The 26,107-nt window shown below is 72.2% G+C and carries 23 protein-coding genes; 10 read left to right on the top strand and 13 right to left on the bottom strand.

What is annotated here, in order from left to right; translation table 11 throughout:
• Window positions 1–88 precede the first annotated feature (88 nt).
• Both AC5WAM_RS14220 and AC5WAM_RS14215 read left to right on the top strand, forming a co-directional pair.
• The gene (locus AC5WAM_RS14220) at window positions 89–751 is read left to right on the top strand and encodes an HAD-IA family hydrolase (RefSeq protein ID WP_495522796.1); all 663 of its coding nucleotides are present in this window, start codon (window positions 89–91) and stop codon (window positions 749–751) included.
• 283 nt (window positions 752–1,034) lie between these two features.
• On the top strand, window positions 1,035–1,961 hold the full coding sequence (locus AC5WAM_RS14215; RefSeq protein WP_366790295.1) for a sigma-70 family RNA polymerase sigma factor: 927 nt from the start codon (window positions 1,035–1,037) through the stop codon (window positions 1,959–1,961).
• A 285-nt stretch (window positions 1,962–2,246) separates the two neighbouring features.
• On the opposite strand, the gene AC5WAM_RS14210 is transcribed toward AC5WAM_RS14215, so the two are convergent.
• Together AC5WAM_RS14210 and sodN are read right to left on the bottom strand one after the other, a co-directional pair.
• Window positions 2,247–4,250 (bottom strand): GTP-binding protein, encoded by a 2,004-nt coding sequence (locus AC5WAM_RS14210; RefSeq protein ID WP_495523586.1) that lies wholly within the window; start codon window positions 4,248–4,250, stop codon window positions 2,247–2,249.
• 318 nt (window positions 4,251–4,568) lie between these two features.
• A complete protein-coding gene (gene sodN / locus AC5WAM_RS14205; RefSeq protein WP_030683420.1) occupies window positions 4,569–4,964 on the bottom strand; it encodes a superoxide dismutase, Ni in 396 nt (131 codons plus the stop codon).
• A 143-nt stretch (window positions 4,965–5,107) separates the two neighbouring features.
• On the opposite strand from sodN, the gene sodX reads away from it, so the two are divergent.
• Window positions 5,108–5,569, top strand: coding sequence for a nickel-type superoxide dismutase maturation protease (gene sodX, locus AC5WAM_RS14200; RefSeq protein WP_138961747.1), 462 nt, complete (start codon window positions 5,108–5,110; stop codon window positions 5,567–5,569).
• On the opposite strand, the gene AC5WAM_RS14195 is transcribed toward sodX, so the two are convergent.
• Complete coding sequence (locus AC5WAM_RS14195) at window positions 5,473–6,102, bottom strand: CGNR zinc finger domain-containing protein (protein WP_138961748.1); 630 nt, start codon at window positions 6,100–6,102, stop codon at window positions 5,473–5,475. The genes sodX and AC5WAM_RS14195 overlap by 97 nt on opposite strands.
• 117 nt (window positions 6,103–6,219) lie before the next feature.
• Here AC5WAM_RS14195 and AC5WAM_RS14190 point away from each other — a divergent pair, with 117 nt between their 5' ends.
• Window positions 6,220–6,993: a class I SAM-dependent methyltransferase gene (locus AC5WAM_RS14190; RefSeq protein ID WP_366790294.1), complete on the top strand. Its 774-nt coding sequence runs from the start codon at window positions 6,220–6,222 to the stop codon at window positions 6,991–6,993.
• A 76-nt stretch (window positions 6,994–7,069) separates the two neighbouring features.
• Here the strand turns inward: AC5WAM_RS14190 and AC5WAM_RS14185 are convergent, their stop codons facing one another.
• The 3 genes from AC5WAM_RS14185 to AC5WAM_RS14175 form a co-directional block, all read right to left on the bottom strand.
• Window positions 7,070–7,831: an amino acid ABC transporter ATP-binding protein gene (locus AC5WAM_RS14185; RefSeq protein ID WP_301549596.1), complete on the bottom strand. Its 762-nt coding sequence runs from the start codon at window positions 7,829–7,831 to the stop codon at window positions 7,070–7,072.
• Complete coding sequence (locus AC5WAM_RS14180) at window positions 7,831–8,775, bottom strand: amino acid ABC transporter permease (RefSeq protein ID WP_366790293.1); 945 nt, start codon at window positions 8,773–8,775, stop codon at window positions 7,831–7,833. The genes AC5WAM_RS14185 and AC5WAM_RS14180 overlap by 1 nt, the downstream gene beginning before the upstream one ends.
• A gap of 382 nt (window positions 8,776–9,157) precedes the next feature.
• Window positions 9,158–10,123 carry an ABC transporter substrate-binding protein gene (locus AC5WAM_RS14175; protein WP_366790292.1) on the bottom strand — a complete coding sequence of 322 codons (966 nt, stop codon included), beginning with the start codon at window positions 10,121–10,123 and terminating at the stop codon, window positions 9,158–9,160.
• Window positions 10,124–10,709: 586 nt separating this feature from the next.
• On the opposite strand from AC5WAM_RS14175, the gene AC5WAM_RS14170 reads away from it, so the two are divergent.
• The 4 genes from AC5WAM_RS14170 to AC5WAM_RS14155 all read left to right on the top strand — a co-directional run bounded on the left by AC5WAM_RS14170 (window position 10,710) and on the right by AC5WAM_RS14155 (window position 14,126).
• Window positions 10,710–11,930: an NAD(P)-dependent malic enzyme gene (locus AC5WAM_RS14170; protein WP_495522795.1), complete on the top strand. Its 1,221-nt coding sequence runs from the start codon at window positions 10,710–10,712 to the stop codon at window positions 11,928–11,930.
• A gap of 392 nt (window positions 11,931–12,322) precedes the next feature.
• On the top strand, window positions 12,323–13,285 hold the full coding sequence (locus tag AC5WAM_RS14165; protein ID WP_495522794.1) for a zinc-binding dehydrogenase: 963 nt from the start codon (window positions 12,323–12,325) through the stop codon (window positions 13,283–13,285).
• A gap of 77 nt (window positions 13,286–13,362) precedes the next feature.
• Window positions 13,363–13,572, top strand: a complete 210-nt coding sequence (locus AC5WAM_RS14160) for a helix-turn-helix domain-containing protein (protein WP_164320753.1) — start codon at window positions 13,363–13,365, stop codon at window positions 13,570–13,572.
• Window positions 13,572–14,126, top strand: coding sequence for a Clp protease N-terminal domain-containing protein (locus AC5WAM_RS14155; protein ID WP_495522793.1), 555 nt, complete (start codon window positions 13,572–13,574; stop codon window positions 14,124–14,126). Before AC5WAM_RS14160 ends, AC5WAM_RS14155 begins: the two co-directional genes overlap by 1 nt.
• Before the next feature lie 323 nt (window positions 14,127–14,449).
• Here AC5WAM_RS14155 and AC5WAM_RS14150 read toward each other — a convergent pair whose 3' ends face one another.
• Entirely contained in the window at window positions 14,450–15,676 is a 1,227-nt protein-coding gene (locus tag AC5WAM_RS14150; protein WP_495522792.1) for a PadR family transcriptional regulator, read from the bottom strand.
• Window position 15,677: 1 nt separating this feature from the next.
• Window positions 15,678–16,643, bottom strand: a complete 966-nt coding sequence (locus tag AC5WAM_RS14145) for a DUF4097 family beta strand repeat-containing protein (RefSeq protein ID WP_495522791.1) — start codon at window positions 16,641–16,643, stop codon at window positions 15,678–15,680.
• 209 nt (window positions 16,644–16,852) lie between these two features.
• Between AC5WAM_RS14145 and AC5WAM_RS14140 the strand changes: the two genes are divergently transcribed.
• Window positions 16,853–17,704: a hypothetical protein gene (locus AC5WAM_RS14140; RefSeq protein ID WP_495522790.1), complete on the top strand. Its 852-nt coding sequence runs from the start codon at window positions 16,853–16,855 to the stop codon at window positions 17,702–17,704.
• Between the two features lie 48 nt (window positions 17,705–17,752).
• Here AC5WAM_RS14140 and AC5WAM_RS14135 read toward each other — a convergent pair whose 3' ends face one another.
• Entirely contained in the window at window positions 17,753–18,379 is a 627-nt protein-coding gene (locus tag AC5WAM_RS14135; RefSeq protein ID WP_495522789.1) for a TetR/AcrR family transcriptional regulator, read from the bottom strand.
• 101 nt (window positions 18,380–18,480) lie between these two features.
• Between AC5WAM_RS14135 and AC5WAM_RS14130 the strand changes: the two genes are divergently transcribed.
• Window positions 18,481–19,410 carry a TIGR03620 family F420-dependent LLM class oxidoreductase gene (locus AC5WAM_RS14130; RefSeq protein WP_495522788.1) on the top strand — a complete coding sequence of 310 codons (930 nt, stop codon included), beginning with the start codon at window positions 18,481–18,483 and terminating at the stop codon, window positions 19,408–19,410.
• On the opposite strand, the gene erm is transcribed toward AC5WAM_RS14130, so the two are convergent.
• The 4 genes from erm to AC5WAM_RS14110 all read right to left on the bottom strand — a co-directional run bounded on the left by erm (window position 19,384) and on the right by AC5WAM_RS14110 (window position 26,048).
• The gene (gene erm, locus AC5WAM_RS14125; RefSeq protein ID WP_495522787.1) at window positions 19,384–20,187 is read right to left on the bottom strand and encodes a 23S ribosomal RNA methyltransferase Erm; all 804 of its coding nucleotides are present in this window, start codon (window positions 20,185–20,187) and stop codon (window positions 19,384–19,386) included. The two genes, AC5WAM_RS14130 and erm, sit on opposite strands and share 27 nt — an antisense overlap.
• Window positions 20,188–20,615: 428 nt before the next feature.
• Window positions 20,616–20,798, bottom strand: coding sequence for a DUF6104 family protein (locus AC5WAM_RS14120; RefSeq protein ID WP_003961784.1), 183 nt, complete (start codon window positions 20,796–20,798; stop codon window positions 20,616–20,618).
• A gap of 119 nt (window positions 20,799–20,917) precedes the next feature.
• Window positions 20,918–24,700: a multifunctional oxoglutarate decarboxylase/oxoglutarate dehydrogenase thiamine pyrophosphate-binding subunit/dihydrolipoyllysine-residue succinyltransferase subunit gene (locus AC5WAM_RS14115; protein ID WP_495522786.1), complete on the bottom strand. Its 3,783-nt coding sequence runs from the start codon at window positions 24,698–24,700 to the stop codon at window positions 20,918–20,920.
• 277 nt (window positions 24,701–24,977) lie between these two features.
• Entirely contained in the window at window positions 24,978–26,048 is a 1,071-nt protein-coding gene (locus AC5WAM_RS14110; protein ID WP_366790280.1) for a HAMP domain-containing sensor histidine kinase, read from the bottom strand.
• Between the last annotated feature and the right edge of the window lie 59 nt (window positions 26,049–26,107).

The following is a 26,107-nucleotide window of genomic DNA, read 5'->3' as shown; positions in this document are numbered from 1 at the left end:
GGGCATGGGCCCGGCGCGCACACGGGATCACCGGTCGGTGGGGCCGTGTGCATGATGGGGCCATGACCCGACTCGAAGGCCTCATCCGGTGACCGACACCCAGGCAGGCCTCATACGCCCGGCCGACCCCGTGCGCCCCCGCCCCTTCGACGCCGTGCTCACCGATCTCGACGGCGTCATCCGCTTCTACGACATGTCCCGCCTCACGGAGCTGGAGCGCGCGGCCGGGCTGCCCGAGGGGGCCACCGCCGAGATCGCCTTCGCGCCCGAGACCGATCTGCCGCTGATGCTCGGCCGGATCGGCAAGGACGAGTGGGTGGCGGCGATCGCCGCCGGGCTCGTCGAACGCCGGGGGCTCGCCGCGGCGCGCGGCCACGAACTGGGGCTCGCGCTGGCCGATTCGGCGTTCTGGGCCGACCGGACGGTCGTGGACCTGCTGGGCCGCGCCCGCGCCCACGTACCGGTGTCGATCGTCACCAACGCCACGCCCTGGCTGGACGAGGACCTGGCGCGGCTCGGCCTGACGGCCCTGGTGGACGACGTCGTCGGCAGCGCCGCGCTCGGCCTGGCCAAGCCCGACCGGCGGATCTACGAACTGGCCGCCGAGCGCGTCGGAGCCGCCGTCACGCGCTGTCTGTTCGTGGACGACCGCGAGGAGAACGTGGCCGCGGCGACCGCGCTCGGCATGAAGGGCGTGCTGTACCGCGGGCCGGACGACCTGCGGGCGGCCCTCGCCCCCTTGCTCGGCTGACCCGGGCGCCCCACCCCGTGTCGCCCGTCACCGCGCGCGGCGGCCCCGTCACCCGGCCCGTCCACCGGAGCGGGGCCGTCCGGTCATTCGGTCCGGGGGCATACGCGCGTCCATCTGTCTGTCCTCCACATCACACACAGGCCCATGTCACATTCGGGCGGGGATCGATACCGTGGACGTACCGCTTCGTGATCTTCTGGTCGGCGCCGCCGCGCGGCGGGTGACGCACCGCCGTTCTCGGTGTGTCACTGCTTTGACGGATCGCGACGAAGGAATGTGACAGATGGACGGAAGAGATCTCCTGGCGGAGCGCTTCGAGGAGCACCGGCCCCACCTGAAGGCGGTCGCGTACCGCATGCTGGGCTCCCTCAGCGAGGCCGAGGACGCCGTCCAGGAGGCCTGGCTCAAGCTCAGCCGCACCGACAGCGACGCCGTGCAGAACCTGGGCGGCTGGCTGACGACCGTCGTGGGCCGCGTCTGCCTGGACCTGCTGCGGGCCCGCCAGCAGCGCGGTGAGCAGTCGCTCGACGTGCCCGACACCTATGTGCCCGACCCGCAGGTCAGCGCGTTGCCGGGGCGCCGCGAGACGGTCGACCCCGAAGAGGAGGCGCTGCTCACCGACTCGGTGGGGCTCGCGCTGCTCGTCGTACTCGACACGCTCAGCCCGGCCGAGCGCCTGGCGTTCGTGCTGCACGACATGTTCGCCGTGCCGTTCGAGGACATCGCGCCCATCGTGGAGCGGGCCCCGGCCGCGACCCGGCAGCTGGCGAGCCGGGCCCGCCGCCGGGTGCGCGACGCGGCGCCGGTGCCGGACCCGGACCGGGCCAAGCAGCGCGAGGTCGTCGAGGCGTTCCTCGCGGCGGCGCGCGGTGGCGACTTCGACGCGCTGCTCGAACTCCTGGACCCGGACGTGGTGCTGCGGGCCGACGGCGGCGAGGTCGCGGGCCTCTCGCGCCTGGTCCGGGGCGCCCAGGCGGTGGTGGCGGGGGCGCGTTCGTTCGCCACCGTCGCGCTCGCCACGCACCTGGTGCTCGTCAACGGCAGGGTGGGTCAGCTGTCGGTGGTGGACGGCAAGCCGTTCTCCGTCGGCGAGTTCACCGTCCGCGACGGCAGGATCGTCGAGATCAACATCCTGGCGGACCACGACCGCCTCGCCGCGCTCCTGGACTCCGCCACGGTCACGGCCGTCACCGGGGAGGCCACGGACTGACGGGGGCCGTCCCCCGGCCCCGGGGGACGGCGTCGGCCCGCCTGCGTCCGCCGCGTCGGCCCGCCTGCGTCCGCCGCGTCGGCCCGCCTGCGTCCGCCGCGTCGGCCCGCCTGCGTCCGCCGCGTCGGCCCGCCTGCGTCCGCCGCGTCAGCCCACCTGCGTCCGCCGCGTCGGCCCGCCTGCGTCCGCCGCGTCGGCCCGCCTGCGTCCGCCGCGTCGGCCCGCCTGCGTCCGCCGCGTCAGCCCACCTGGGTCCGTCGCGTCGGCCCACCTGCGTCCGCCGCGTCAGCCCGCCTGCGTCCGCCGCGTGACCCGCTGCACGTACTCCTTCCGGTCCAGGGGGTTGTGGTCCGTGCGCGGGCGCTCCGGCGGTGCCCCGCGCACCGGCTCGTAGCGCTCGAAGGCGGACTCCATCTCGCCCTCGCCGCGCGTGAGTCCGGGCAGGAGGCGCTCCAGCTCGTGCACGCGCGCGGCCGGGACCACGCCGTCGAGCACGTACGCCGAGCCGTGCACCGCCGGGGCGTGCGGCACCGCCCCGAGCCGCCCGAGCACGGGCAGCAGGGTGCCGAAAACATCGGCGGGCACGGTCAGCCGGAACCGGTGCACCGGCTCGTGCACCCGCGTGCCCGCCGCCCGCAGCGCGGCCATGAGGACGAGCGGCGTCAGCCGGCGGAAGTCCCCGGCCGTGCTCGACATGCTCTTGTCGAAGACCGCGTGCGCGTGGCTCTGGCGCGGCCAGTACCCGCAGCGCGTCAGGGTGACGAGGCAGTCGGAGACCTGCCAGCCGTGCAGGCCCTGCCGCAGCGTCTCCCGCACGGTCTCCTCGACCGCCGCGAAGAACGCGTACGGCATCGAACCCAGCTCGACGCCGAGGCGGAACGCCACCCCGGACCCCGGCGGCGCGGGCTCCACGCGCAGGCCCACCGTGGCGAGGAACGGGTTGGGGTCCGTGTCGATGACCTCGACGTGCGCGCCGGTCCCGACGACCCGCTCCACGCACAGCGCCGTGGTCGCGCGGAAGTCGACGCCGACGCCGAACTCCTCGGCGAGCGTGGTCTCGATGACCTCCTTCTGGACCTCGCCGTACAGCGACACGGAGACCTCCTGGCGCAGCGGGTCCTGGCGCAGGCCGATCAGCGGGTCCTGCTCGGCGAGCCGGGTGAGCGCGGTGTGCAGCGCGCCCCTGTCGCCCGGCCGGCGCGGCTCGACGACGGTCTCCAGGGTGGGCGGCGCGAAGTGCCGCCGCGGCGCGTGCCGTTCCGGTACGGCGCGGACCTCGCCGAGCACGTCCCCGATCCGTACGTCGCCGAGCCCCCACACCCGGGCGATCTGCCCGGCGACGGCGGCCTCGCGGCGCACGGCCGCGCCCTGCTCGAAGACGCCGACCGCGGTGACCTTGCCGGGCTCCGCGCGGCCCCCGAAGGGCACCCGGTCGCGCACGCGCAGCGTGCCGGAGTACAGGCGCGCGTACGCCACCTTCTCGCCCGCGGTGCCGCGCTCGACCTTGAAGACGGTGCCCGCGAGCGGCCCGTCGGGGCTGCCGGTGGCCCGGGGCAGCAGATCCTTGACGGCGTCGGTCAGCGCGTCGAGGCCGGTGCCCGTGATGGCCGAGCCGAAGAGCACCGGGTGCGCCTCGGCCCGCCGCGTCTGCTCCGCCAGGGCCGCGCGCAGCCGCGCGTACGTGAGGGCGGCGTGGTCGTCCGCGACGTACGCGGCAAGCAGCGCGTCGTCCCGCTCGGCGAGCGACTCGGCGAGGAGGGCGCGGAAGCGGGCGTCCTCGGGCGCGTGGCGGACGGCGCGCGCGCCCCGCGTACCGGGGGAGCGGACCGTGCCCAGGGCGACGGCGGCCGGGGTCAGTTTCCGGCCGATCTCGGTGAGTACGCGCTCGATGTCGGCGCCCCGGCGGTCGACCTTGTTGACGAAGACGAGCGTGGGCAGGGCGAGCCGCCGCAGCGTGCGCATCAGCACGCGGGTCTGCGGCTGGACGCCCTCGACGGCCGACACCACGAGCACCGCGCCGTCGAGCACGCTCAGGACGCGCTCCACCTCGGCGATGAAGTCGGGGTGGCCGGGCGTGTCGATGAGGTTGACCGTGACGTCGTCGAGCGCGAACGACACGACGGCGGACTTGATGGTGATCCCGCGCCGCCGCTCCAGGGCCAGCGAGTCGGTGAGCGTGCTGCCGTCGTCGACGCTGCCGAGCTCGTCGACGACACCGGCGGCGTGCAGGAGCCGCTCGGTCAGGCTGGTCTTACCGGCGTCTACGTGCGCCAGGATTCCCAAGTTCAGAAGGGGTGAAGGGGTGTGCGACGGCACAGGGCGTCATGTCCTCGTGATGGGGGGCGATTCCTTTCCGGCGGGACATGGACGTCTGGCGCATCTGGAGTCTCCTGGTCGGGGAGGTACGGGTGGGCCACGACCAGTGCAGCAGGGGGCGCGGCGGGGGAGCAACCGATTTCCGCGGCGGCGGACCGGGCGGCGGACCGGGTCACCGAGCGGGCCACCGAGCGGGTCGCCGAGGGGCCGGGCAGCCGGGCCGCGGCATGGAGAAGGGGCCCGGCCGGATCGCTCCTGCCGGGCCCCTCCACCGTGTGAACCGCCCTGAGATCAGGCCTTCTTGGTCTCCCAGAAGATGCGGTCGATCTCGGCGATGAGCTCAAGGGCCTTCTCGCCGGTCTTCGGGTCCGTCGACGCCTTGGCGGCCGACAGGGCCTTCAGGGTGTCGTTGACCAGCACGTGCAGCTGCGGGTACTTCTCGAAGTGCGGCGGCTTGAAGTAGTCGCTCCACAGCACCGAGACGTGGTGCTTGGCGAGCTCGGCGCGCTGCTCCTTGATGACCGTGGCGCGGGCCTGGAAGTGCGGGTCGTCGTTCGCGGCCATCTTCTCCTGGACGGCCTTGACCGACTCCGCCTCGATGCGGGCCTGGGCGGGGTCGTACACGCCGCAAGGCAGGTCACAGTGGGCGCTGGCCTTGACCTTGGGGGCAAACAGGCGGGAAAGCATTCAGCTGTCCTTCCTCGTGATCGTCTTCTCAGGTGGGACATTACTCCGTGAGAGACGCGTTTTCGCGAGTGCCCCCATGGGCTTAGGTCAAAAGTCCAGGGTCACACTGGAACTGGTGGAGGATGGGACCGGGAGGTTGTCTGATGCCGGAAATGACGGCAGACGGGCGGGAGACACGCGTGCCGTTCCAGTTGATCGAGGTCGACGGACCGTCGATGGTGCCCACGCTGAATCCGGGGGACTGGATGCTGGTGCAGCACGGCGCGCGGGTGCGGCCCGGCGACGTGGTGATCCTGCGGCATCCGCTGCAGCAGGACCTGTTGGTGGTCAAGCGCGCGGTCGAGCGGCGGGACGGCGGCTGGTGGGTGCTCGGCGACAACCCGTACAACACGGGCGGCGACAGCAACGTCTACGGAGTGGTGCCGGAGGACCTGGTGCTCGCCCGGGTGCGGGGGCGCTTCCGGCCGCTCGGCAGGTTCCGCGAGGAGCGTGAGGCGCTGGGGCGGCGTCAGCTCTCCCTGACGGCGCTGGTCTCCTGGACCTTCTCCGCCGTGCGTCCCGTGCTCGCCGACCGCTCGCTCTCCAGGCGCTTGCGCGCGCGGTAGGCCGCCACGTTCGCGCGGGTCGCGCAGCGGTCGGAGCAGTAGCGCCGGGAGCGGTTGGTCGAGGTGTCCAGATAGGCGTTGCGGCACGGCGCCGCCTCGCACAGGCCGAGCCGGTCCACGCCGTGTTCGGTGAGGTGGAAGGCGAGGCCCATGGCCGCGATCGCCGCGTACCCGGCGGTGACGTTCGACGGGTGGTCGGCCAGGTGCATGTGCCACAGCGGACGGCCGTCGTCGTCGCGGTAGTCGTGGCCGGAGATCTGCGGGCTCACCGGGAACTCCAGGAGCAGGGAGTTCAGCAGGTCCACGGCGAGGGTCTCGTCGCCGCCGTCCGCCGCCTCGAAGACCGACCTGAGCCGGGCCCGCACCGAGCGGAAGCGCGTCACGTCCGAGTCCGTGGCGCGCCGGGCCGCCTGCTGGTTGGCCCCGAACAGCTCACGGACCGCCTCGACCGACGTCAGCGTGTCCTTGTTGCGCGCCGGCTCCTCGGTGTTGACCAGACGTACGGCGTAGTCCGAGTAATAGGCCAGTTCCACTTGTAGTCCTTACCGGGGCGGGCTATCTTCGTCTGCGGGCGTGGTAACAGTCGATGTTCTATCGCGGGTGTTACCTGTCGAGGTTAATCGAGGGTAGTACGGGACGGAGGGCTTCCGGTGACGGAAACGGCTAGCGGTACGGGATTCGGAACCGACTGGCGTGCCTGGCAGGACAGCTGGGACCGGCAGCAGGAGTGGTACATGCCGGACCGCGAGGAGCGGTTCCGCGTCATGCTCGACATGGTCGAGGCCCTGGTCGGCCGCGAGCCCCGCGTCCTGGACCTCGCGTGCGGCACGGGCACCATCACGGCCCGGCTCCTGGCCAGGTTCCCCGGGGCCACCAGCGTCGGCGTCGACCTCGACCCGGCCCTGCTCGCCATCGCCGAGGGCACCTTCGCGGGTGACGACCGGGTCACCTTCGTGACCGCGGACCTGAAGGACCCGGACTGGGCCGCGCAGCTGCCGCACGACTCCTACGACGCCGTGCTCACCGCCACCGCCCTGCACTGGCTGTACAGCGAGCCGCTGGCCGCGCTGTACCACCGGCTCGGCGGGCTCGTCCGTGACGGCGGCGTCTTCCTCAACGCCGACCACATGCCCGACCCGACGACGCCGCGCCTCAACGCCGCCGACCGCGAGCAGCGCCACGCCCGCCAGGCCGAGGCCCGGGCCGCGGGCGCCCTCGACTGGGCGGACTGGTGGGCGATCGCCGCGCAGGACCCGGTGCTCGCGGGGCCCACGGCCAAGCGTTTCGAGATCTACGGCGAGCACGCGGACGGCGACACCCCGCCCGCCGAGTGGCACGCCCGCACCCTGCGCGAGGCGGGCTTCGCGGAGGCCCGCACGGTGTGGTCGTCGCCGTCGGACGCCATGGTCCTAGGCCTGAAGTAGGGACTTCGGCGCGCCCGGCAGGAAGGGGCGGTCCGGATCCCGAAGGATCCGGACCGCCCCTTCCGCGCCGCGAGGACTACAGCACCTTCGACAGGAACGACTTCGTCCGCTCGTGCTGCGGGTCCGTCAGGACGTCCCTCGGGTTCCCGGACTCGACCACCACGCCGCCGTCCATGAAGACGAGGCTGTCGCCGACCTCGCGTGCGAAGCCCATCTCGTGCGTGACGACGACCATCGTCATGCCGGACTCGGCGAGGTCGCGCATCACGTCGAGCACGTCACCGACGAGCTCCGGGTCGAGCGCCGACGTCGGCTCGTCGAACAGCATCAGCTTCGGATCCATCGCCAGGGCGCGGGCGATGGCCACGCGCTGCTGCTGGCCGCCGGACAGCTGCGAGGGGTAGTTCTTCGCCTTGTCGGCGAGCCCGACCCGCTCCAGGAGCTGCCCCGCGCGCTCCCGCGCCGCCGCCTTGGACTGGCCCTTGACCTGGACCGGCGCCTCCATGACGTTCTCCAGGGCCGTCATGTGCGGGAAGAGGTTGAAGCGCTGGAAGACCATGCCGATGTCCCGGCGCTTCATGGCGACTTCGCTGTCCTTGAGCTCGTACAGCTTGTCGCCCTTCTGCCGGTAGCCGACCAGCTCCCCGTCGACGTAGAGACGGCCGGCGTTGACCTTCTCCAGGTGGTTGATGCAGCGCAGGAACGTCGACTTGCCGGAGCCGGAGGGGCCGATGAGGCAGAACACCTCGCCGGACTTGACCTCCAGGTCGATGCCCTTGAGAACCTCTACGTGGCCGAACGACTTGTGGACGTTCTCGGCCTTCACCATGGCGGTCATCAGCGCACTCCCGAGCGGTTGCCCAGCGACAACATATTGGCCTTGATCTTCTGCAAAGGCGTGTCCGGCAGGCTGCGCGAGGAGCCGCGCGCGTAGTACCGCTCCAGGTAGAACTGGCCGACGCTGAGGACCGACGTCATGATCAGGTACCAGGTGGCGGCGAGCAGCAGGGCCTCGACGGTGGCGCCCGACGAGGTGCCGATGTCCTGGGCGTAGCGCAGGAGCTCGTAGTACTGGACGGCCGCCACGAGGGAGGTCGTCTTCAGCATGTTGATGACCTCGTTGCCCGTCGGCGGCACGATCACGCGCATCGCCTGCGGGATGATGATGCGCCGCAGCGTCTTGCCGTGGCTCATGCCGAGCGCCTGCGAGGCCTCCGTCTGGCCCTCGTCGACCGAGAGCAGACCGGCGCGGCAGATCTCCGCCATGTACGCGGCCTCGTTCAGACCGAGGCCCAGCAGCGCCGTCAGGAACGGCGTCATGAAGTCCGACCACTCGTCCTGGTAGATCGGCCCGAGGTTGATGTACTCGAAGACGAAGCCCAGGTTGAACCAGACGAAGAGCTGGACCAGGACCGGCGTGCCCCGGAAGAACCAGATGTAGAACCACGCGATCGACGAGGTCACCGGGTTCTTCGACAGGCGCATCACCGACAGGAGCACACCGCCCACGACGCCGATGAGCATCGAGAGGACCGTGAGGATCAGCGTCTCGCGGACACCCTTGAGGATGCGCTCGTCGAAGAAGTTGTCGGGGATGGCGTCCCAGTTGATGTCGCCCTGGGAGAAGGCGTAGATGATCGCGCCGAGTACGCCGAGGGCGAGCACGCCGGCTACGTAGCGGCCGTAGTGCCGCACCGGGACGGCCTTGATGGCCTCCGGTGCGGAGCGTGGCGGCTCGTCCTTGGGGCCGGGCGAGCCCGACTTGGTGATGTCCGTTGTCACGGGTGGTGCCTTTCAGCGACGAGGTGTGACGAGGGGTGCGGCAGGGTGCGCGCCTGCCGCGGGCCTTCGGCGGGTTCCGCCCTTCGGTGGCTTCCGCCCTTCGGCCTTCGGTGGCCGCGGGCCTGCCGCGGCTTCGGCCCGGCGCGGGCCCTCGGCGGCCGCGCGACTGCCGAAGGCCGGTGTTCCGCCGTCGGCGTGCCGGTGGCCTCGGGCCCGCTCAGCGGCCTTCCGGTGGCTTCCGTCGGTCTTGCGGTGGCCCGGGCCCGGCGACCGGTGGTCGCTGGGCCCGGCGGGACCTGCCGCGGGGCCGCGGCCGTCGGTGGGCCGCGGCCGTCGGTGGGCCGCGGCCGTCGGTGGGCCGCGGCGGGCGGTCAGGCGCCGCTCACTTGCCGCCGTTGACCTTGGCTTCCTTGACCGCGCCGGCCTCGACGCCCCACTCCTTGATGATCTTCTCGTACTGGCCGTTCGCGATGATCGCGCCGAGCGCGGCCTTGATCGCGTCGCGCAGCTTGGTGTTGTCCTTGGAGACCGCGATGCCGTACGGGGCCGCTTCCACCTGCTCGCCCACGAGCTGGAAGTCCTTGCCGCCGCCGGACGTCTTCACCGCGTACGCCGCGACCGGGAAGTCCGAGGAGCCCGCGTCCGCGCCGCCCGAGCGCAGCCGGGTCTGGGCCTGCTGGTCGTTGTCGAAGGACTCGATGGAGATCTTCTTGCCGCCCTTGCACTTCTTCGACTCGGCCTTGGCCATGTCGTGCGAGACGGTGCCGCGCTGGACCACGATCTTCTTGCCGCAGAGGTCGGACCAGGTCTTGATGCCCTGGTCCTCGCCCTTCTTGGTGTAGATCGAGACGCCCGCGATGAAGTAGTCGACGAAGTCGACGCCCTTGCCGACCTTCTTGCCGGTCTCCTCGTCGACGCCCTCCTGGCGGTTCTTGGTGTCCGTCATCGCCGACATCGCGATGTCGTACCGCTTGGAGCGCAGACCGCCCAGGAGCGTGTCGAAGGTGCCGTTGTCGAACTGGAACTCCACGCCGAGCTGCTTGCCCATGGCCTCGGCGATGTCGGGGTCGATGCCGACCGTGTCGCCGTTCTTGTCCTTGAACTCGACCGGCGGGTAGGCGATGTCGGAGCCGACCTTGATGACGCCCTTGTTGCGGATGCTCGCGGGGAGCATGTCGGACAGCGGCGCGTCGACGACCTTCTTGCCGCCGTCGCCCTTCTTGTTGTCCCGCTGGTCGCCGCATCCGGTCAGGAGCAGCGAGCCGGCGACCGCGATCGCGCCGACAGCGACGATCCGGGACTTCGCGGACTTCGCGGCGGTCGTGCGACAAGTGGTGCTTGCGGTCATAGGGGTCCTCCGGCGGATGGGGAGTAGCCATGGGTCTGACATGGGGTCGTGCACACACCTTCGGGCGTCGCGACCTCGTGTGATGGTGCATCTTGCCATTCGGACCGTCCGATTCTGGGGGCCGGAGATGTCAAAATCGGATAACGGGTGATCCGGCGACCACAACGGGCCGCTATGTCTTGGTCATTGACGTGGTGGGGCGAAGCGGCGAAAACCTCGCGATAACCACCCAATCTCGCTATGTGGACCCGCCGAACGGACCTTTGTGTCATTCAGGGATGAATCCCCGGCCTCCGCGCGCCCGTCCCGGGCCGGAAACCCGCCGTTCACATGGGCCTGCGACAGATATGGCTCGTCGGCGGCGGGAGGCATCCGGTAGAAAAGACGGTTACACCCCTCATCCGGGGCCAGGGCGCGTGTGCGGCGCGCCCGCGCGTCCGTTACGTACCTCCCGTACCGCTTCGCCGACAGGCGGAGGGTCGCGGGCCGCGAGGCCCGGGGCCTCAGCGCGGACGCGGTTCCCGCCCCACTTCTCCACCAGGAAGTGGTCCACCCTCAACCATGAACACTTAAGGGGTCAGACACAGTGGCAGCGGAGATCGTCAATCCTCGCAGCGACAGCGGTACGAGTACCGGTCACGAAGGCGCCGACGAGCCCTTCGATCCGGCCTTCGCCCTGCATCGCGGCGGCAAGATGGCCGTGCAGGCAGCCGTTCCGGTGCGGAACAAGGACGACCTGTCCCTCGCGTACACGCCCGGCGTGGCGAAGGTGTGCAGCGCCATCGCGGAACAGCCGGAGCTCGTCCACGACTACACCTGGAAGTCGAACGTCGTCGCCGTCGTCACCGACGGCACGGCCGTGCTCGGCCTCGGGGACATCGGGGCGGAGGCCTCCCTTCCGGTGATGGAGGGCAAGGCCATCCTCTTCAAGCAGTTCGGCGGCGTCGACGCCGTGCCGATCGCCCTCGGCACCACCGACACGGACGAGATCATCGAGACCGTGGTGCGGCTCGCCCCCTCTTTCGGCGGGGTGAACCTGGAGGACATCTCCGCGCCGCGCTGCTTCGAGATCGAGCGGCGCCTCCAGGAGCGGCTCGACATCCCGGTCTTCCACGACGACCAGCACGGCACGGCGGTCGTCACCCTCGCCGCGCTGCGCAACGCGGCGCGGCTCACCGACCGGACGCTCGGCGACCTGCGCGCCGTGATCTCGGGCGCGGGCGCGGCGGGTGTCGCCATCGCCAAGTTCCTCCTCGAAGCCGGGCTCGGCGACGTCGCGGTCGCGGACCGCAAGGGCATCGTCAGCCGGGACCGGGACGACCTCACCCCGGTCAAGCGGGAGCTCGCGGAGCTGACGAACAAGGCGGGCCTGAGCGGCTCCCTGGAGAGCGCGCTCGCCGGTGCGGACGTGTTCATCGGCGTGTCCGGCGGTACGGTCCCCGAGGCCGCGGTGGCCTCGATGGCGCCGGACTCGTTCGTGTTCGCCATGGCCAACCCGAACCCCGAGGTGCACCCGGACATCGCCCACAAGTACGCCGCCGTGGTGGCGACGGGCCGTTCGGACTACCCGAACCAGATCAACAACGTCCTCGCCTTCCCCGGCATCTTCGCGGGCGCGCTCCAGGTGCGGGCCTCCCGGATCACCGAGGGCATGAAGATCGCGGCCGCCGACGCGCTCGCCGACGTGGTCGGGGACGAGCTCTCCGCCGCTTATGTGATCCCGTCCCCGTTCGACGAGCGGGTGGCGCCCGCGGTGACCGCGGCGGTCGCCGCGGCGGCCCGGGCCGAAGGGGTCGCCCGGCGCTGACGCCCTGTGGCCCCACCTCGCTCGGCGGGGTGGGGCCTCGCGTTTTCCGGCTGGGGTTCGCGGGGTTCGGGTTTCTGGGCTCTGTCTGCGTGATTCGGGCTTCGGGTTCTGGGTTTCGGGCTGCGAGTTCCCGGCTTCGGCCTGCGGGCGGGGGCCCCTGCGCGGGGGCGGCTGTCGCGGGGCCGGGGTGTGGAGGCGAGGCCGTGGGGTCAGGATGGCCGGGGCGTGGCATGGGGCCTGGGGTGCGGCGCGGGGTCTGGGGGCGAGGCGCGAGCTCCGAGGGGCGGGGCGTGGTCTGGGAGCCCGGAGTCGGGGGCGGGCTGTGCGGGCGCGGTGTGGGTCACACCCGTGGGCCGTTCCCAAGGTCCGGGGGCGGGACTACGGTCGGCGCCATGTTCGCTGCCTACGCCGCCCGCATCGACTCCACGCACCCCCTCAACGGCCTTGAGCTGGGTGACCGACCCGCCCCCGAGCCCCGCCCCGGCTGGTCCACCGTGAACGTCAAGGCCGCCTCCCTCAACCACCACGACCTGTGGTCCCTGCGCGGGGTCGGCCTCGATCAGGACAAGCTCCCGATGATCCTCGGCTGCGACGCGGCCGGGACCGACGAGGACGGCAACGACGTCGTCCTGCACTCCGTCATCGGCCAGTCGGGCCACGGCGTCGGCCCGCACGAGCGCCGCACCATCCTCACCGAGAAGTACCAGGGCACCTTCGCCGAGCAGGTCTCCGTGCCCACCTGGAACGTCCTGCCCAAGCCCGCGGGGCTCTCCTTCGCCGAGGCCGCCTGCCTGCCCACGGCCTGGCTCACCGCCTACCGCATGCTGTTCACCAACGCGAGCGTACGTCCCGGCGACTCGGTCCTCGTCCAAGGCGCGGGCGGCGGCGTCGCGACCGCCGCGATCGTGCTCGGCCGAGCCGCCGGCCTCAAGGTCTTCGCCACCAGCCGCGACGAGGCCAAGCGCAAGCGGGCTGTGGAGCTGGGCGCGGTGGAGGCGCTGCCCGCGGGCGCGCGGCTGCCGCAGCGGGTCGACGCGGTGATCGAGACGGTCGGCGCCGCCACCTGGTCGCACTCGATCAAGTCGCTCCGTCCCGGCGGCACTCTGGTGATCTCCGGCGCCACCAGCGGCGACCGCCCCTCGCATGCCGAGCTGACCCGGGTCTTCTTCCTGGAGCTGCGCATCGTCGGCTCCACGATGGGCACGAAGGACGAACTCGAAGACCTGCTCGCGTTCTGCGCGAACACCGGCGTGCGGCCCGTCATCGACGAGATCCTGCCGCTGGACCGCGCCCGGGAGGGCTTCGCGCGCCTGGAGGCGGGTGACCAGTTCGGCAAGATCGTGCTGACGGTCTGAGCGTCCCGGAGCCTCCCCATCCCCCCTCTCGTCAAGCATGGTTGACAAGAGGGGGGCGTCAACCTACGTTGACACCCATGACTGAAGCAACGGATCTCGCCGAGCGCGCGGGCGACCGCGATCCCCGGGTCGGGCTGCGTGCTGTCACCGCGCTGCGCCGTCTCGCGGAGCAACTCGAAGCAGTCCAGGTGCGCAGCGCCCGCCAGCAGGGCTGGTCGTGGCAGGAGATCGCCGCCGAACTCGGCGTGAGCAGGCAGGCCGTGCACAAGAAGTACGGGAGGCAGTGATGTTCGAGCGATTCACGAGAAGTGCTCGGGCCGTGGTCACCGGCGCGGTCGAGCACGCCGAGCAGGCGGATGCCGATTCCATCGACGACGGCCATCTGCTGTTGGCCCTGCTCGACCGGCGGGGAAGCCGCGCCTCCTTCGCCCTGGCGGCGCTGGGGGCCGACCGGCGGCGCGAGGAGATCGCCGAGGCGCTGGCCGACGCCCGCCGCCGGGGTGGTCTCACCCAGGCGGACACCGAGGCGCTCGCCGGGCTCGGCATCGACGTCGAGGAGATCGTCGCCCGGGTCGAGGAGACCCATGGCGCGGGTGTCCTGGCGAGCGTCGGGGCGGGGCGGGGGCGCAAGGGGATCGGCTCCCGGTTCGGCCATCGCGGCTTCACCCGGGACGCCAAGGACACGCTGGCGCGGGCCCTGCGGATCGCCACCGCGAACCGGGCGCGCGCCATCGGCGACGAGCACATCCTGCTCGCCCTGACGACCCGCCCCGGCATCGTGGCGGAGGTCCTCGGCGCCCGGGGCGTGACGCGTGAGGCGTTGGACCGGGTGCTGACGTAGGGGCGGGCTGCCGGGTGCGGTCCTGAGGTGTGGCGCGGCGGCGTGGTCTGGAGGTGTGGCGCGGCGGCGTGACCAGGGGCCGGGGTCGTGAAGGGCGGCTCCGTGGGGTGGGTCGGGTGGCGCGGGCCGGTGGTGTGGCTCCGTGGGGTGGGCCGGGTCGCGCGTGGTCTGGTGCTGTGGTCCCGGGTGTGGGCCTCGGTGGCGTGGGCTGGTGGCGTGGTCCCGGGCGCGGGCGTGGGCGCGGTCTGGTGGTGTGGTCCGGGCATGGTCTCGGCGGGCCCGGTGCCCCGAGCGCTCCCGGGAGCCGGGCCCGCCGTCGCCCGTCAGGGCTTGGGGATGCGCAGTATTGCCGTGACGTGGGCCGCCGCTTCCGAGAGGTGGCGGCGGGCCTCGCGGAGCTGGTCCGGGGAGACCCCGTGGTCGCGGGCCGCGTCACGGACGTCGTCGCGGAAGCGGTCGAGGAGCCGCTCCAGGTCGCGCGCGGGGTCCGCCCCCGTCGCCTCCTCCTGGGCCCAGTCCGGCAGATACTCCACCGGCACCTGGGCTTGCGGCGGCGTGAACACGGGGCCCGGCGCGGACGCCTTGGCGTGCTCGGCGGCCCCGGCCTGCTCGGGTGCCCCTTCTTGCCCTGACGTCTTGCCCGTGCCGAAGGCCTTGCCCGGCTCGGAGGTCTTGCTCGTGTCAGAGGTCCTGCCCGTGTCGGACGCCGTGTCCTGGCCCGGTCCCTCGTCGTGCCGGGGGGCCTTGGCGCGCTTGCCCTCCGGGTCGCCGAAGCCGAAGTCCACGAAGTCCTTGCCGAACTCCCTGCCGAATTCACCGACCTCCTTGGCCAGCTCGGCGAGCCCTTCGCGCACCCCGGTGGGCCAGTCGCCACGCGCGAAGTGCTCCTGCACGTGGTCCTGCACCCGCTGGGCCATGCGCTGCCACTCCTCCCGCGCCTCCTCGTGGGCCTGCTCCCGCGCGTCCTTGGCCTGGCGGCGGGCCCGCTGGGCCTCCTCGCGGGCCCGGCGGCTCTCGTCCTTCGCGCGCCGCGCCTGCTCCTTCCACTCCTGCCGGGCGCGGCGGACCTCCTCCTTCGCCTGACGCCAGCCCTCGCTGTCCGTCCACGCGCCGTCGAAGAGGTCGCCGAGGCCCGAGTGGCCCGCGCCGGTCCTGCCCGCCGTCCGGGCCTGCTGGGCCGCCGCCCGCATCTCGCGCCGCAGCTCGCCCGCCGCGCCCTGCACGCCGTCGCGGATCTCGGCGGCCAGCTCGGCGACCGACTCGCGGATCTCCAGCTCCAGATCGGCCAGCTCACCGCTGCGGCTGGCGAGCTCGGCGCGGCCCGCGTCCGTGATCGAGTAGACCTTCCTGCCGCCCTCCGTGGTGTGGGTGACCAGGCCCTCCGCCTCCAGCTTGGCCAGGCGGGGGTAGACGGTGCCCGCCGATGGCGCGTACAGCCCCTGGAAGCGCTCTTCGAGGAGGCGGATCACCTCATAGCCGTGGCGCGGGGCCTCGTCCAGGAGCTTGAGCAGATACAGGCGCAGACGGCCGTGGGCGAACACGGGGGGCATCTCAGAGCACCTTCTTGTCGGTCGGGGCGTCGGCGGCGGTGTCCGCCTCCGGGGTGCCGGTCGGGGTCTCGGACCCGGCGTCGGCCGGGGGAGCCGAGGGCGGGGCGTCCGTCGGGGCGGCATTCCGCGGGGGCTCGTCGGTCTCGTACCGATCTTCCTCTACCGCCGGCCTGCGCAGAAGCGCGATCGAGCCGGAGACCGTCGTCGCCCTGAGCTGGCCGCGGCCGGAGCCGAGCCTGCCGGTGATCTTCTTCGCACCCCAGTGGCCGGTGATCCGGAGGTCCTCGAAGTCACTGGAGACCGAGCCGCTCGTGGTGTCCGCCTCCACATCCGCGTGCCCGGGGTGGGGCAGCCGGATGGCGATCTCGCCCGAGACGCTGCTGAGCCCGACGTCGGCCGGACCGCCGACCGGGTCCAGATCCAGGATCATCGAGCCGCTCACCGATTCGGCCCGAACGGAGGACCCTGCTCCGTCGACGACCGTCAGGTCGCCCGAGACCGAGTTGAACCGCAGCTCCCCGGTGATGCCCTGGGCCTCGACGGCGCCCGAGACCGTCTCGGCCCGGACCGGCCCGGTCAGGCCGACCAGGGTGGAGTCGCCCGAGACGCTCCGCACCTCCGCCCGGCCCTCGATCCCCGTGACCACCGCGCCCGCGCCGACCACGCCCACCTCGACCTGGGTCCCGGCCGGGACGGCCAGCGACACCACCGCGCTGCGGCGCGCGCCCTTGGGGGTGAGCCAGCCCAGGAGGCCCTTCCAGGGCAGGTCCTCGTACACGACGGACAGCGTGCCCTCGGAGTGCGTCACGGCGAGCGGGGGGCCCGAGATCTCGGACACCTCGAGCCTTCCGGTGTCGTCGCTCGTGCCCACCACGTTCACCGTGCCGTTCACGACGCGGACGCGCAGGCGCCTCACCGGCGCGTCGAACGTCAGCTTCCTGGGCTCATCGACGGACCACTTCGGCATGGTGACTGACCTCCTGGGGCGGCTCGGACGCAACGCGCCATATCGCATCCTTGGCTAGACACGATATATCGCGGATACGGAAAGTCAAGAGGTGTCCTCCTCCGGCAGAAACCGGAGGGCATTCTTCGCTGGCACCGTCCGCCGCCTCGGCGGTATCGGACGCCGCAGGCCCGAGCGCCAAACGCCATGGTTTGTCCTAGCGTGGGGCCATGTCCTCCGAGTCGACCCCCACCCGCGCGACGGACTCCGCCGACGCCGCCTCCTCTCCCGGTGCGCTGCTGCTCTGCCGGGCCCGGCCGGACTCCGTGGAGACGGTCGCCCAACTGCTGCGCGAGCGGATGCTGCTCGCGCCCGCGGGCCCGGAGTGGAGCGTGCTCGTGCCCGAGGGCAAGCCGTGGCTGGAGGGCGGCGAGCCGGTCGACAGTGTGCTCGCCGGGTGGGCGACCGCGCTCGCCGTCGGCTCGCCGTGGCCGGTTCTCGCGCTGTGGTGGGACGCCGACCGTTCCGGCTGCACGCTCGCGGCGGGCTTCCGGCGGACGGTCGGCTATGTGTGGCTGGCGAACGGCACGCCGGTCGGTGAGGACGAGGCGATGCGGACGTTCGCCGCCCGGCTCGGCCTCGATCCGGTGCTCGACATGCAGGCCCTGGACGCGCTGACCCGCCCCGACTCGGAGGCCGACGCACGCGCCCGGCTGCGCGGCCTCATCGCGGTCCTCACGCGCGTGGGGGTCGATCTGCCGCCCGGCCTGAGCCCGGGCGAGTCCGCCGACCGGCTGCGGGAAGTGGCCCGCGTCCTGGACGGCGTACGGCACGTCGAGTGGTCGGGCTGGCGTGACGCGGTGCGCGCCGAGCTCGACGCGGTGGAGAGCGGCCCGCTGGGCCCCTGGCTGCGCGGGCCGCGGGCGCGGGCCCTCGCGGGTGCCCAGCTCGCGGCGGGCGTTCCGCTCCTCGCCTGGTCCCTGCGGCGGCGCGGCGGTGGCGGCTGGGCGGTGGCGGGCCTCGTCCTCGTGGTGCACGGGGTGCTGGGGTTCGCCTACGACCGGGCGCGCGAGCGGGACTAGCGGCGCCCGTCCCGAGGTGCGCGCGCCTTCAGCGGGCCGTGCCGCCCGTCAGCGCGTCCGTACCGCGTCGAGGACCAGGCCGAGCAGCCGGTCCGGGCGCTGCGGGTCCTCGGGTGTCCGCTCGTCCGTGCGTGCCGTCGACAGCGCGATGCCGACGACCAGGTGGAGCAGGTCGGAGGGGCTCAGGTCGGGGCGTGCGGCGCCCGCTCGCTGAGCGCGGGTGAGGAGGGCCGCCACGGCGTCGTGGACGCGCTGGTGACAGTCGATGCCCAGGGCGCCCGACTCCTCCAGCTGCTCGATCAGCAGGGCGCCGCCGAGGCCGTGGTGCTCGCGCGCGTGGTCGAGGAACGCGTGCAGCCACTCCATGAGGGCGTCGTGGGCGGACTTCGTCGCCAGGAGGTAGTCCGCGTGGCCGCACAGGGTGTCGATGCGGTCCTTCAGGACGGCCGCCAGCAGTTCGGGCCGTCCGGAGAAGTTGCGGTACAGCGTGCCGGGTCCGACGCCCGCGCGGCGCGCGATGTCGTTGAGGGACGCCTCGGCTCCCGCTTCCGCGAAGGCCTCCCGCGCGGCGGCGACGATGCGCGCGCGATTGCGGACGGCGTCCGCGCGCGGGGCCCGGCCGTGGGCCGGGGTGACGGCCCGCGCGGCCGGTGCCCGTCCTGGGGGCTCGGTCATCTCTGGTTCCAGGGGTGGGGGTAGCTGTCCGGAGAACTTCTCCGTATCGTACCTCCACAGCTATCCGGAGAAGCTCTCCGGTAAGAGTGGGAGGTGTCGGCGTGCGAGGACTCCGAGGAACGGACGGGCTCGGGCGGGTCGGTGTCTGGACCTTCGCCTTCGAAGGGCAGCCCGCCGGACGGGTGCGCGAGGCGGCCGCCGAGATCGAGGAACTGGGGTACGGGGCCCTCTGGTACGGGGAGGCGTTCGGCCGCGACACGGTGGGGCAGGCCTGGCTGCTGCTCTCCGCCACGCGGCAGCTCCCGGTCGCCTCCGGGATCGCCAACATCGCCTACCGCGAGCCGCTCGCCATGGCCAACGCCGAGCGCACGCTCGGGGAGGCCTTCCCCGGACGGTACGTCCTCGGGCTCGGCGGCCACCGGGTCGACGGCACCGTCATCGAAGTGGAGGGCTATCGCGTCCCCGCGCGCGGGAGGGCGGTGACGACCATGGGGGCCTATCTGGACGCCATGGACGCGGCGCCCGCGCACGGGCCGGTGCCGGACCCCGCTCCCCGTCGGCTCCTCGCCGCGCTGGGCCCGAAGATGCTCGGGCTCGCGGCGGAGCGCACCGGCGGAGCGCACACGTACTTCGTGCCCGTGGAGCACACCGCGCGCGCCCGCGCGGCCCTCGGGCCGGACGCCTTCCTCGCCGTGGAGCAGGCGGTCGTCCTCGACGCGGACCGGGCGCGGGCGCGGGCCGTGGCCGAGGAGCACGTCGCCCGGTACGCGCGCGTGCCGCATCAGGTGGCGAGCCTGCGGCGGCTCGGGTTCGGCGACGACGACCTGCCGCCGGGCGGCCCGAGCCGCAGGCTCGTCGATGCGATCGTCGCCTACGGGGATGCCGACGTGCTCCACGCGCGCGTACGGGAACACCTGGACGCCGGGGCGGACCACGTCTGCGTCCAGGTCCTGACGGCCGACGGGGCGTTCCCCCTGCGCGAGTGGCGCGAGCTCGCGCCGGCGCTAACGGCGGTGCCCGCCCGCCGCTAGGGCGTACAGCTCCGCCCACTGCCGCGCGGTGAGGTCCTTGGGCAGCCGCGCCGGGCCGATGCCGTGGCGCTCCAGCCACTCCTTCACACCGCGCCCGGGCAGCTCCGGGCAGGCGGTGGCGATGATCCGGGGCAGGCCCCGGCCCCGGCCCGTGAAGACGCGGTGCACCAGGTCCTGGTAGGCCTTCAGGGCCGCGCGGTCGACGAGCGGGCGGTCGCGGCGGGCGATCGTCAGGAGGCCGCCGTCCACGTTCGGGCGCGGCCGGAACGCCCCGGCGGGGACCCGCCGCGCGAGCGTGAAGGCGTACCAGGGCCACCACTGGGCCGTCATCAGCGTGGCCCCGCCGACGCCCGCGCGCCGGCGCGCGACCTCCCACTGGACCAGCAGGACGGCATCCGTCCAGGCCGGTGAGCGCAGGATGCGGCGGAGCATCGGCGTCGTCTCGTGGAAGGGCAGGTTCCCGACCAGGACGTACGGCGTCGTCGGCGTCGCGTAGCGCAGGAAGTCGGCGGTGACGATCGTCGTCGAGCGGTTCGTGCGGCGCTCCAGGCGCGCGGCGCGACGGGCGTCGATCTCGATGCCCGTCAGGCTCCGGCCGAGCTCCTGGAGGGGCAGCGTGAGGGCGCCGTCGCCCGTGCCGATCTCGACGATCGGCCCCCGGGTACGGGCCACGAGGCCCACGAAGGCGTCGATCGTGGCCCGGTCGGTGAGGAAGTTCTGGCCGAGCTCATGACGGCCCTGGTGGTACGAGGGGGTGGTGGTGCGGTGCGTGCGCACTGGGACTCCGCGGCTTCGAGGTGAGCCGGGCAGCACGAGGTGCCGCTCGGCGCTGACGCGCTGAAGCGGCGGAGCGTTCCGTTCCTGATGGCCACGGGGACGCAGGGCGTCCGGGGGCGCGGGAGAGGTCGACCGCCGCTACGGGCGGCGGTGCCTTGTCACCGCGCAGGCGGCGCTGGGTGCGATTCCACACATGCCCCGCACGGTAGGCCGCCCGCGGGGCGGGCGGCAAACGGTTTTCGGAGCCGGGCGGCCCGGGGCGCCTCGCCGGAACCGGCGCGCCCGGCCGTTGGTCGTCTGCCGGTTCGTCGTGGCTCGTCGCGCAGTTCCCCGCGCCCCTTCGGGGCGCTGGTCGGTCGCGCTCGCGCGGCGGAGCCGCATATCGGCACAGCCCCGCGCCCCTTCGGGGCGCTGCCGAGCCGGGGTGACTACTCGTCCTCGTCCTCGTCGTCGAGGCGCGCCAGCCACGTCGCCAGGCGCTCCACCGGCACCTCGAAGTCCGGGTTGAGGTCCACGAACGTGCGGAGCTGCTCGGCCAGCCACTCGAAGGTGACCTCCTCCTCGCCGCGCCGCTTCTCCAGCTCCTCGATGCCACGGTCGGTGAAGTACAAAGTCATGCTCCTGACGAGACGGGATGTGCCCGTTCATCGTAGGCCGCGACGCCGGTGGGCCCGGCCCCGAGTCCGAGAACTCGGGGCCGGGCCCACCTTCCGTACGACCGTGCCGGGGCCTAGGCCTCGAACACCTCGCGCACCAGCTGCTCCTGCTCGGCCTGGTGGCGCTTGGCGGAGCCGACCGCCGGGGCGGAGCCGTGCGGCCGCGAGATGCGGCGCAGGCGCTCGCCGTGCGGGATGTCGGCGCCGACCGCCAGGTCCAGGTGGTCGATCAGGTTGAGGGCGATGAACGGCCACGCGCCCTGGTTCGCCGGCTCCTCCTGGGCCCACAGGTACTTCTCGGCGTTCGGGTGCTTGGCGATCTCCGCCTGGAGCTCGGCACCCGGCAGCGGGTACAGGCGCTCGATGCGGATGATCGCGATGTCCGTCGCGCCGCGCTTCTGCCGCTCGGCTTCCAGGTCGTAGTAGAACTTGCCGGCGCAGAACACGACCTTGCGGACCGCGGCCGGGTCCACCGTGGTGTCGCCGATGACGGGGCGGAAGCCGCCCGTCGTGAACTCCTCCGTCTTCGAGGCCGCGGCCTTGAGGCGCAGCATCGACTTCGGCGTGAAGACCACCAGCGGCTTGTGGTGCGGGTTGTGCACCTGCCACCGCAGGAGGTGGAAGTAGTTCGACGGGAGCGTCGGCATCGCGACCGTCATGTTGTTCTGGGCGCAGAGCTGGAGGAAGCGCTCCGGGCGGGCCGACGAGTGGTCGGGGCCCTGGCCCTCGTAGCCGTGCGGCAGGAGGAGCGTGACGCCGGACGTCTGCGCCCACTTCTGCTCGGCCGACGAGATGAACTCGTCCACCACGGTCTGCGCGCCGTTCACGAAGTCGCCGAACTGCGCTTCCCACATGACGAGCGACTCGGGGCGGGCCAGCGAGTAGCCGTACTCGAAGCCCATCGCCGCGTACTCGGACAGGAGCGAGTCGTAGACGTTGTAGCGGGCCTGGTCCTCGGAGAGGTACAGCAGCGGGGTGTAGTCCTCGCCCGTCGTCTGGTCCACGAGGACGCCGTGCCGCTGGCCGAAGGTGCCGCGCCGGGAGTCCTGGCCCGCGAGGCGGACCGGGGTGCCCTCCATCAGCAGGGAGCCGATGGCGAGGGTCTCGCCCATGCCCCAGTCGATCGTGCCGTCCTCGACCATGGCCGCACGGCGCTGCAGCTGCGGCAGCAGACGCGGGTGCACGGTGATCCGGTCGGGGATGTTGACCTGGGACTCGGCGATCCGCTTGACGATCTCCTGGGAGACCGCGGTGTCCACGGCCACGGGGAACTCGGTCTGCGGGGTCGGGACCTCGGCCGGAGCCGGGGTCGTGGTGGCCTCGCGGACCTCCGTGAAGACCTTCTCCAGCTGGCCCTGGAAGTCCTGGAGCGCCTGCTCGGCCTCTTCCAGGGTGATGTCGCCGCGACCGATCAGGGACTCGGTGTAGAGCTTGCGCACCGAGCGCTTCTTGTCGATCAGGCTGTACATCTGCGGGTTCGTGAACGACGGGTTGTCGGTCTCGTTGTGCCCGCGGCGGCGGTAGCAGATCAGGTCGATGACCACGTCCTTGTTGAACGCCTGCCGGAACTCGAAGGCCAGGCGGGCCACGCGGACCACGGCCTCCGGGTCGTCGCCGTTCACGTGGAAGATCGGCGCCTCGATCATGCGGGCCACGTCGGTGGAGTACATCGACGAGCGCGCGGACTCCGGCGGGGCCGTGAAGCCGACCTGGTTGTTGATGACGATGTGGACCGTGCCGCCCGTGCGGTAGCCGCGCAGCTGCGACATGTTGAGCGTCTCGGCGACCACGCCCTGGCCCGCGAAGGCCGCGTCTCCGTGGAGGGCGACCGGCAGGACGGTGAAGTCCGTGCCCCCCTTGTTGATGATGTCCTGCTTGGCGCGGGCGACGCCCTCCAGGACCGGGTCGACCGCCTCCAGGTGCGAGGGGTTGGCGACCAGGGAGACCTTGATCTGCTCGCCGTCCAGGCCCGTGAAGGTGCCCTCGGCGCCCAGGTGGTACTTCACGTCACCGGAGCCGTGCATCGACTTCGGGTCGAGGTTGCCCTCGAACTCACGGAAGATCTGCGCGTACGACTTGCCGACGATGTTCGCGAGCACGTTCAGCCGGCCGCGGTGGGCCATGCCGATGACGACCTCGTCCAGGCGCGACTCGGCCGCGGAGTCGATGACCGCGTCGAGCAGCGGGATGACGGACTCGCCGCCCTCCAGGGAGAAGCGCTTCTGGCCGACGTACTTCGTCTGCAGGAAGGTCTCGAACGCCTCCGCCGCGTTCAGCCGGCGCAGGATGCGCAGTTGCTCCTCGCGCTCCGGCTTGGCGTGCGGGCGCTCGATGCGGTCCTGGAGCCACTTGCGCTGCTTCGGGTCCTGGATGTGCATGAACTCGATGCCCGTGGTGCGGCAGTACGAGTCGCGCAGGACGCCGAGGATGTCGCGGAGCTTCATCATCGACTTGCCGGCGAAGCCGCCGACGGCGAACTCGCGCTCCAGGTCCCAGAGCGTCAGGCCGTGCTCGGTGATGTCCAGGTCCGGGTGCTTGCGCTGCTTGTACTCCAGCGGGTCCGTGTCGGCCATGACGTGGCCGCGGACGCGGTAGGAGTGGATCAGCTCGAAGACCCGGGCGGCCTTCGTGACGTCGTCGTCGTGCGAGGCGTCGATGTCCTTGAGCCAGCGGACCGGCTCGTAGGGGATGCGCAGCGCTTCGAAGATCTCGTCGTAGAAGCCGTCGTCGCCGAGGAGGAGGTTCGCGACGATCCGCAGGAACTCGCCGGAGGCGGCACCCTGGATGACCCGGTGGTCGTACGTCGAGGTCAGGGTCATGACCTTGGAGATGCCCAGCTTGTTCAGGGTGTCCTGGGAGGTGCCCTGGAACTCGGCCGGGTAGTCCATGGAGCCGACGCCCATGATGACCGACTGGCCGGGCATGAGGCGCGGCACGGAGTGGACGGTGCCGAGGCCGCCGGGGTTGGTCAGGGAGACCGTGACGCCGGTGAAGTCGTCCATGCCGAGCTTGCCGTCGCGGGCGCGCCGGACGATGTCCTCGTAGGCCTGCCAGAACTCGAAGAAGTTCAGGGTTTCGGCCTTCTTGATGCCCGCGACGACCAGCTGGCGGTCGCCGTTGGGCTTCACCAGGTCGATGGCGAGGCCGAAGTTGATGTGCTCCGGCTTGACCAGCGTCGGCTTGCCGTCCTTCTCCACGAAGGAGTAGTTCATCGACGGCATGGCCTTGATGGCCTGCACCATCGCGTACCCGATGAGGTGCGTGAAGGAGATCTTCCCGCCGCGGGCGCGCTTGAGGTGGTTGTTGATGACGATGCGGTTGTCGAACAGCAGCTTCACCGGGACCGCGCGCACGGACGTGGCCGTGGGCACCTCCAGGGAGGCGTTCATGTTCTTCGCCACGGCGGCCGAGGGGCCGCGCAGGGTCACGTACTCGGGACCGGCGGGCGCCTCCGTCGCGGGCGCGGCCTTGGCCGCGGGCTTCGCGGCCGCGGGCTTCGCCGCAGCGGCGGGCTTGGCGGCGGGGGCCGGGGCCTTCGCGGCGGGCGCGGGCGGCGCGGCCGCGGGCTGCGCGGCGGGCGCGGCCGGGGCCGGGGCGGGGGACGTGGTGGGCGCGGCCCCCGCGGCCGCGTCACCCGCCGGCTTGGCCGGAGCGGCGGCGACGGACGCGCCTACCCCTGGCTTGTAGTCGGCGAAGAAGTCCCACCAGGCACGGTCGACCGAATTCGGGTCCTGGAGGTACTGCTGATAGATCTCGTCGACGAGCCACTCATTGGGACCGAACGCGGCAGCAGGGTTCTTGCCCTGCGCTTCTTGGTCGGTCGAAGTGCTCGAGTTACTGGGGGACTGTGGCGACACGGCGGCAACCGCCCTCTTCCGCTTCACAAGGTGATGGACAGCGGAAATAAAGGCTACGCCTCCATCGACGCCAGGTGCAGGCCGGGCCGGTCATCCGTCGCGTAAGTCACACTGGATTGCGAGTTTCGGGGCGGTAAATGGCGGGAAACTAGCGAGGTTTGCCTACGACGCTGCCCCGCGTGGAGACCCCTTGGGCACGTCGACACGCGGTTGCGGCCCGTCCGGCGCGTGACCTGCGCGCCCGTGACTCGCTTCCACTTCGAACCTTACGTCAACTTCAGTCTTCGAGCAGGCCCGGAAGGCTGACCTGGATCCGGCAGCCGCGAGCCGATTCGGCCACCCCGATGTGGCCGCCGTGGAGATCGACGGCCCAGCGGGCGATGGCGAGGCCGAGGCCGGTGCCGCCGTCGCCTCCGGGAGGGGCGCCGGCGTGCGCGCCCCGGTTGAAGCGCTCGAAGACCCGGTGCCACTCCGACTCGGGGATCCCGGGACCCTCGTCGAGGACCTCCAGGTCCAGGGACTCCGGATAGGGGCCCCGGCGGGCGCGGACCGTGACGCGGCCGTGCGGCGGGCTGTGCTTCACGGCGTTGTCGATCAGATTGGCGACCACCTGGTGCAGACGCTCGGCGTCGGCGTGCGCCGTCAGCTCCGGAGGCGACACGTCCAGGTGCAGATGGACGTCCGTACGGGTGTGACGGCCGGAGCCGGACGGCATCCCTTTGCGCGCGGAGGCGACCATATTGGCCTCCTTCAGGACCCCCGACAGATAGGGCCACACTTCGAAGCGGCGCGCTTTGAGGGGGACGACCCCGTTGTCCAGGCGGGAGAGGTCGAGGAGGGTGTCCACGAGACGGCCCAGGCGCTCGGTCTGCTTCAGGGCCGTGCGCATCGTCTCCGGGTCGGCGGCCGAGACCCCGTCGACGACGTTCTCCAGGACGGCCCGCAGGGCCGCGATGGGGGTGCGCAGCTCGTGCGAGACGTTGGCGACGAGCTCCTTGCGCTGCTGGTCCTGGGCCTCCAGGTCGTCGGCCATGCGGTTGATCGTCGTGGCCACGTCGCCGAGCTCGTCGCGCCGGTCGGCGCCGCGCACGCGGCGCGTGTAGTCGCCGTGCGAGACCGCGCGGGCCACCGAGTTCATCTCGTCCAGCGGCGCGGTGAGCCCGTGGGCCACGAACTGCGTGATCAGCAGGGTGGCGATCACCGAGAAGACCGTGATGAAGCGCAGCTCGGTCTCGGTCTTCATGGCCACCATCAGCAGCCCGGTGGTGATGAACACCGAGACGACGACCAGCGTCCCGAGCTTCGTCTTGATGGAGAACGGCCTGAGCCCGCCGAAGGGACCGCTCATCCCCCCACCTCCGCCCCGGTCGCAGCGCCACCTCAGACCCATGCCCGGGGTGCCGCCCG

The organism is Streptomyces sp. JLYT201 (assembly GCF_059448825.1).
The sequence above is the reverse complement of the archived record's forward strand: the minus strand, read 5'-3'. Positions and strand labels throughout refer to the sequence as shown.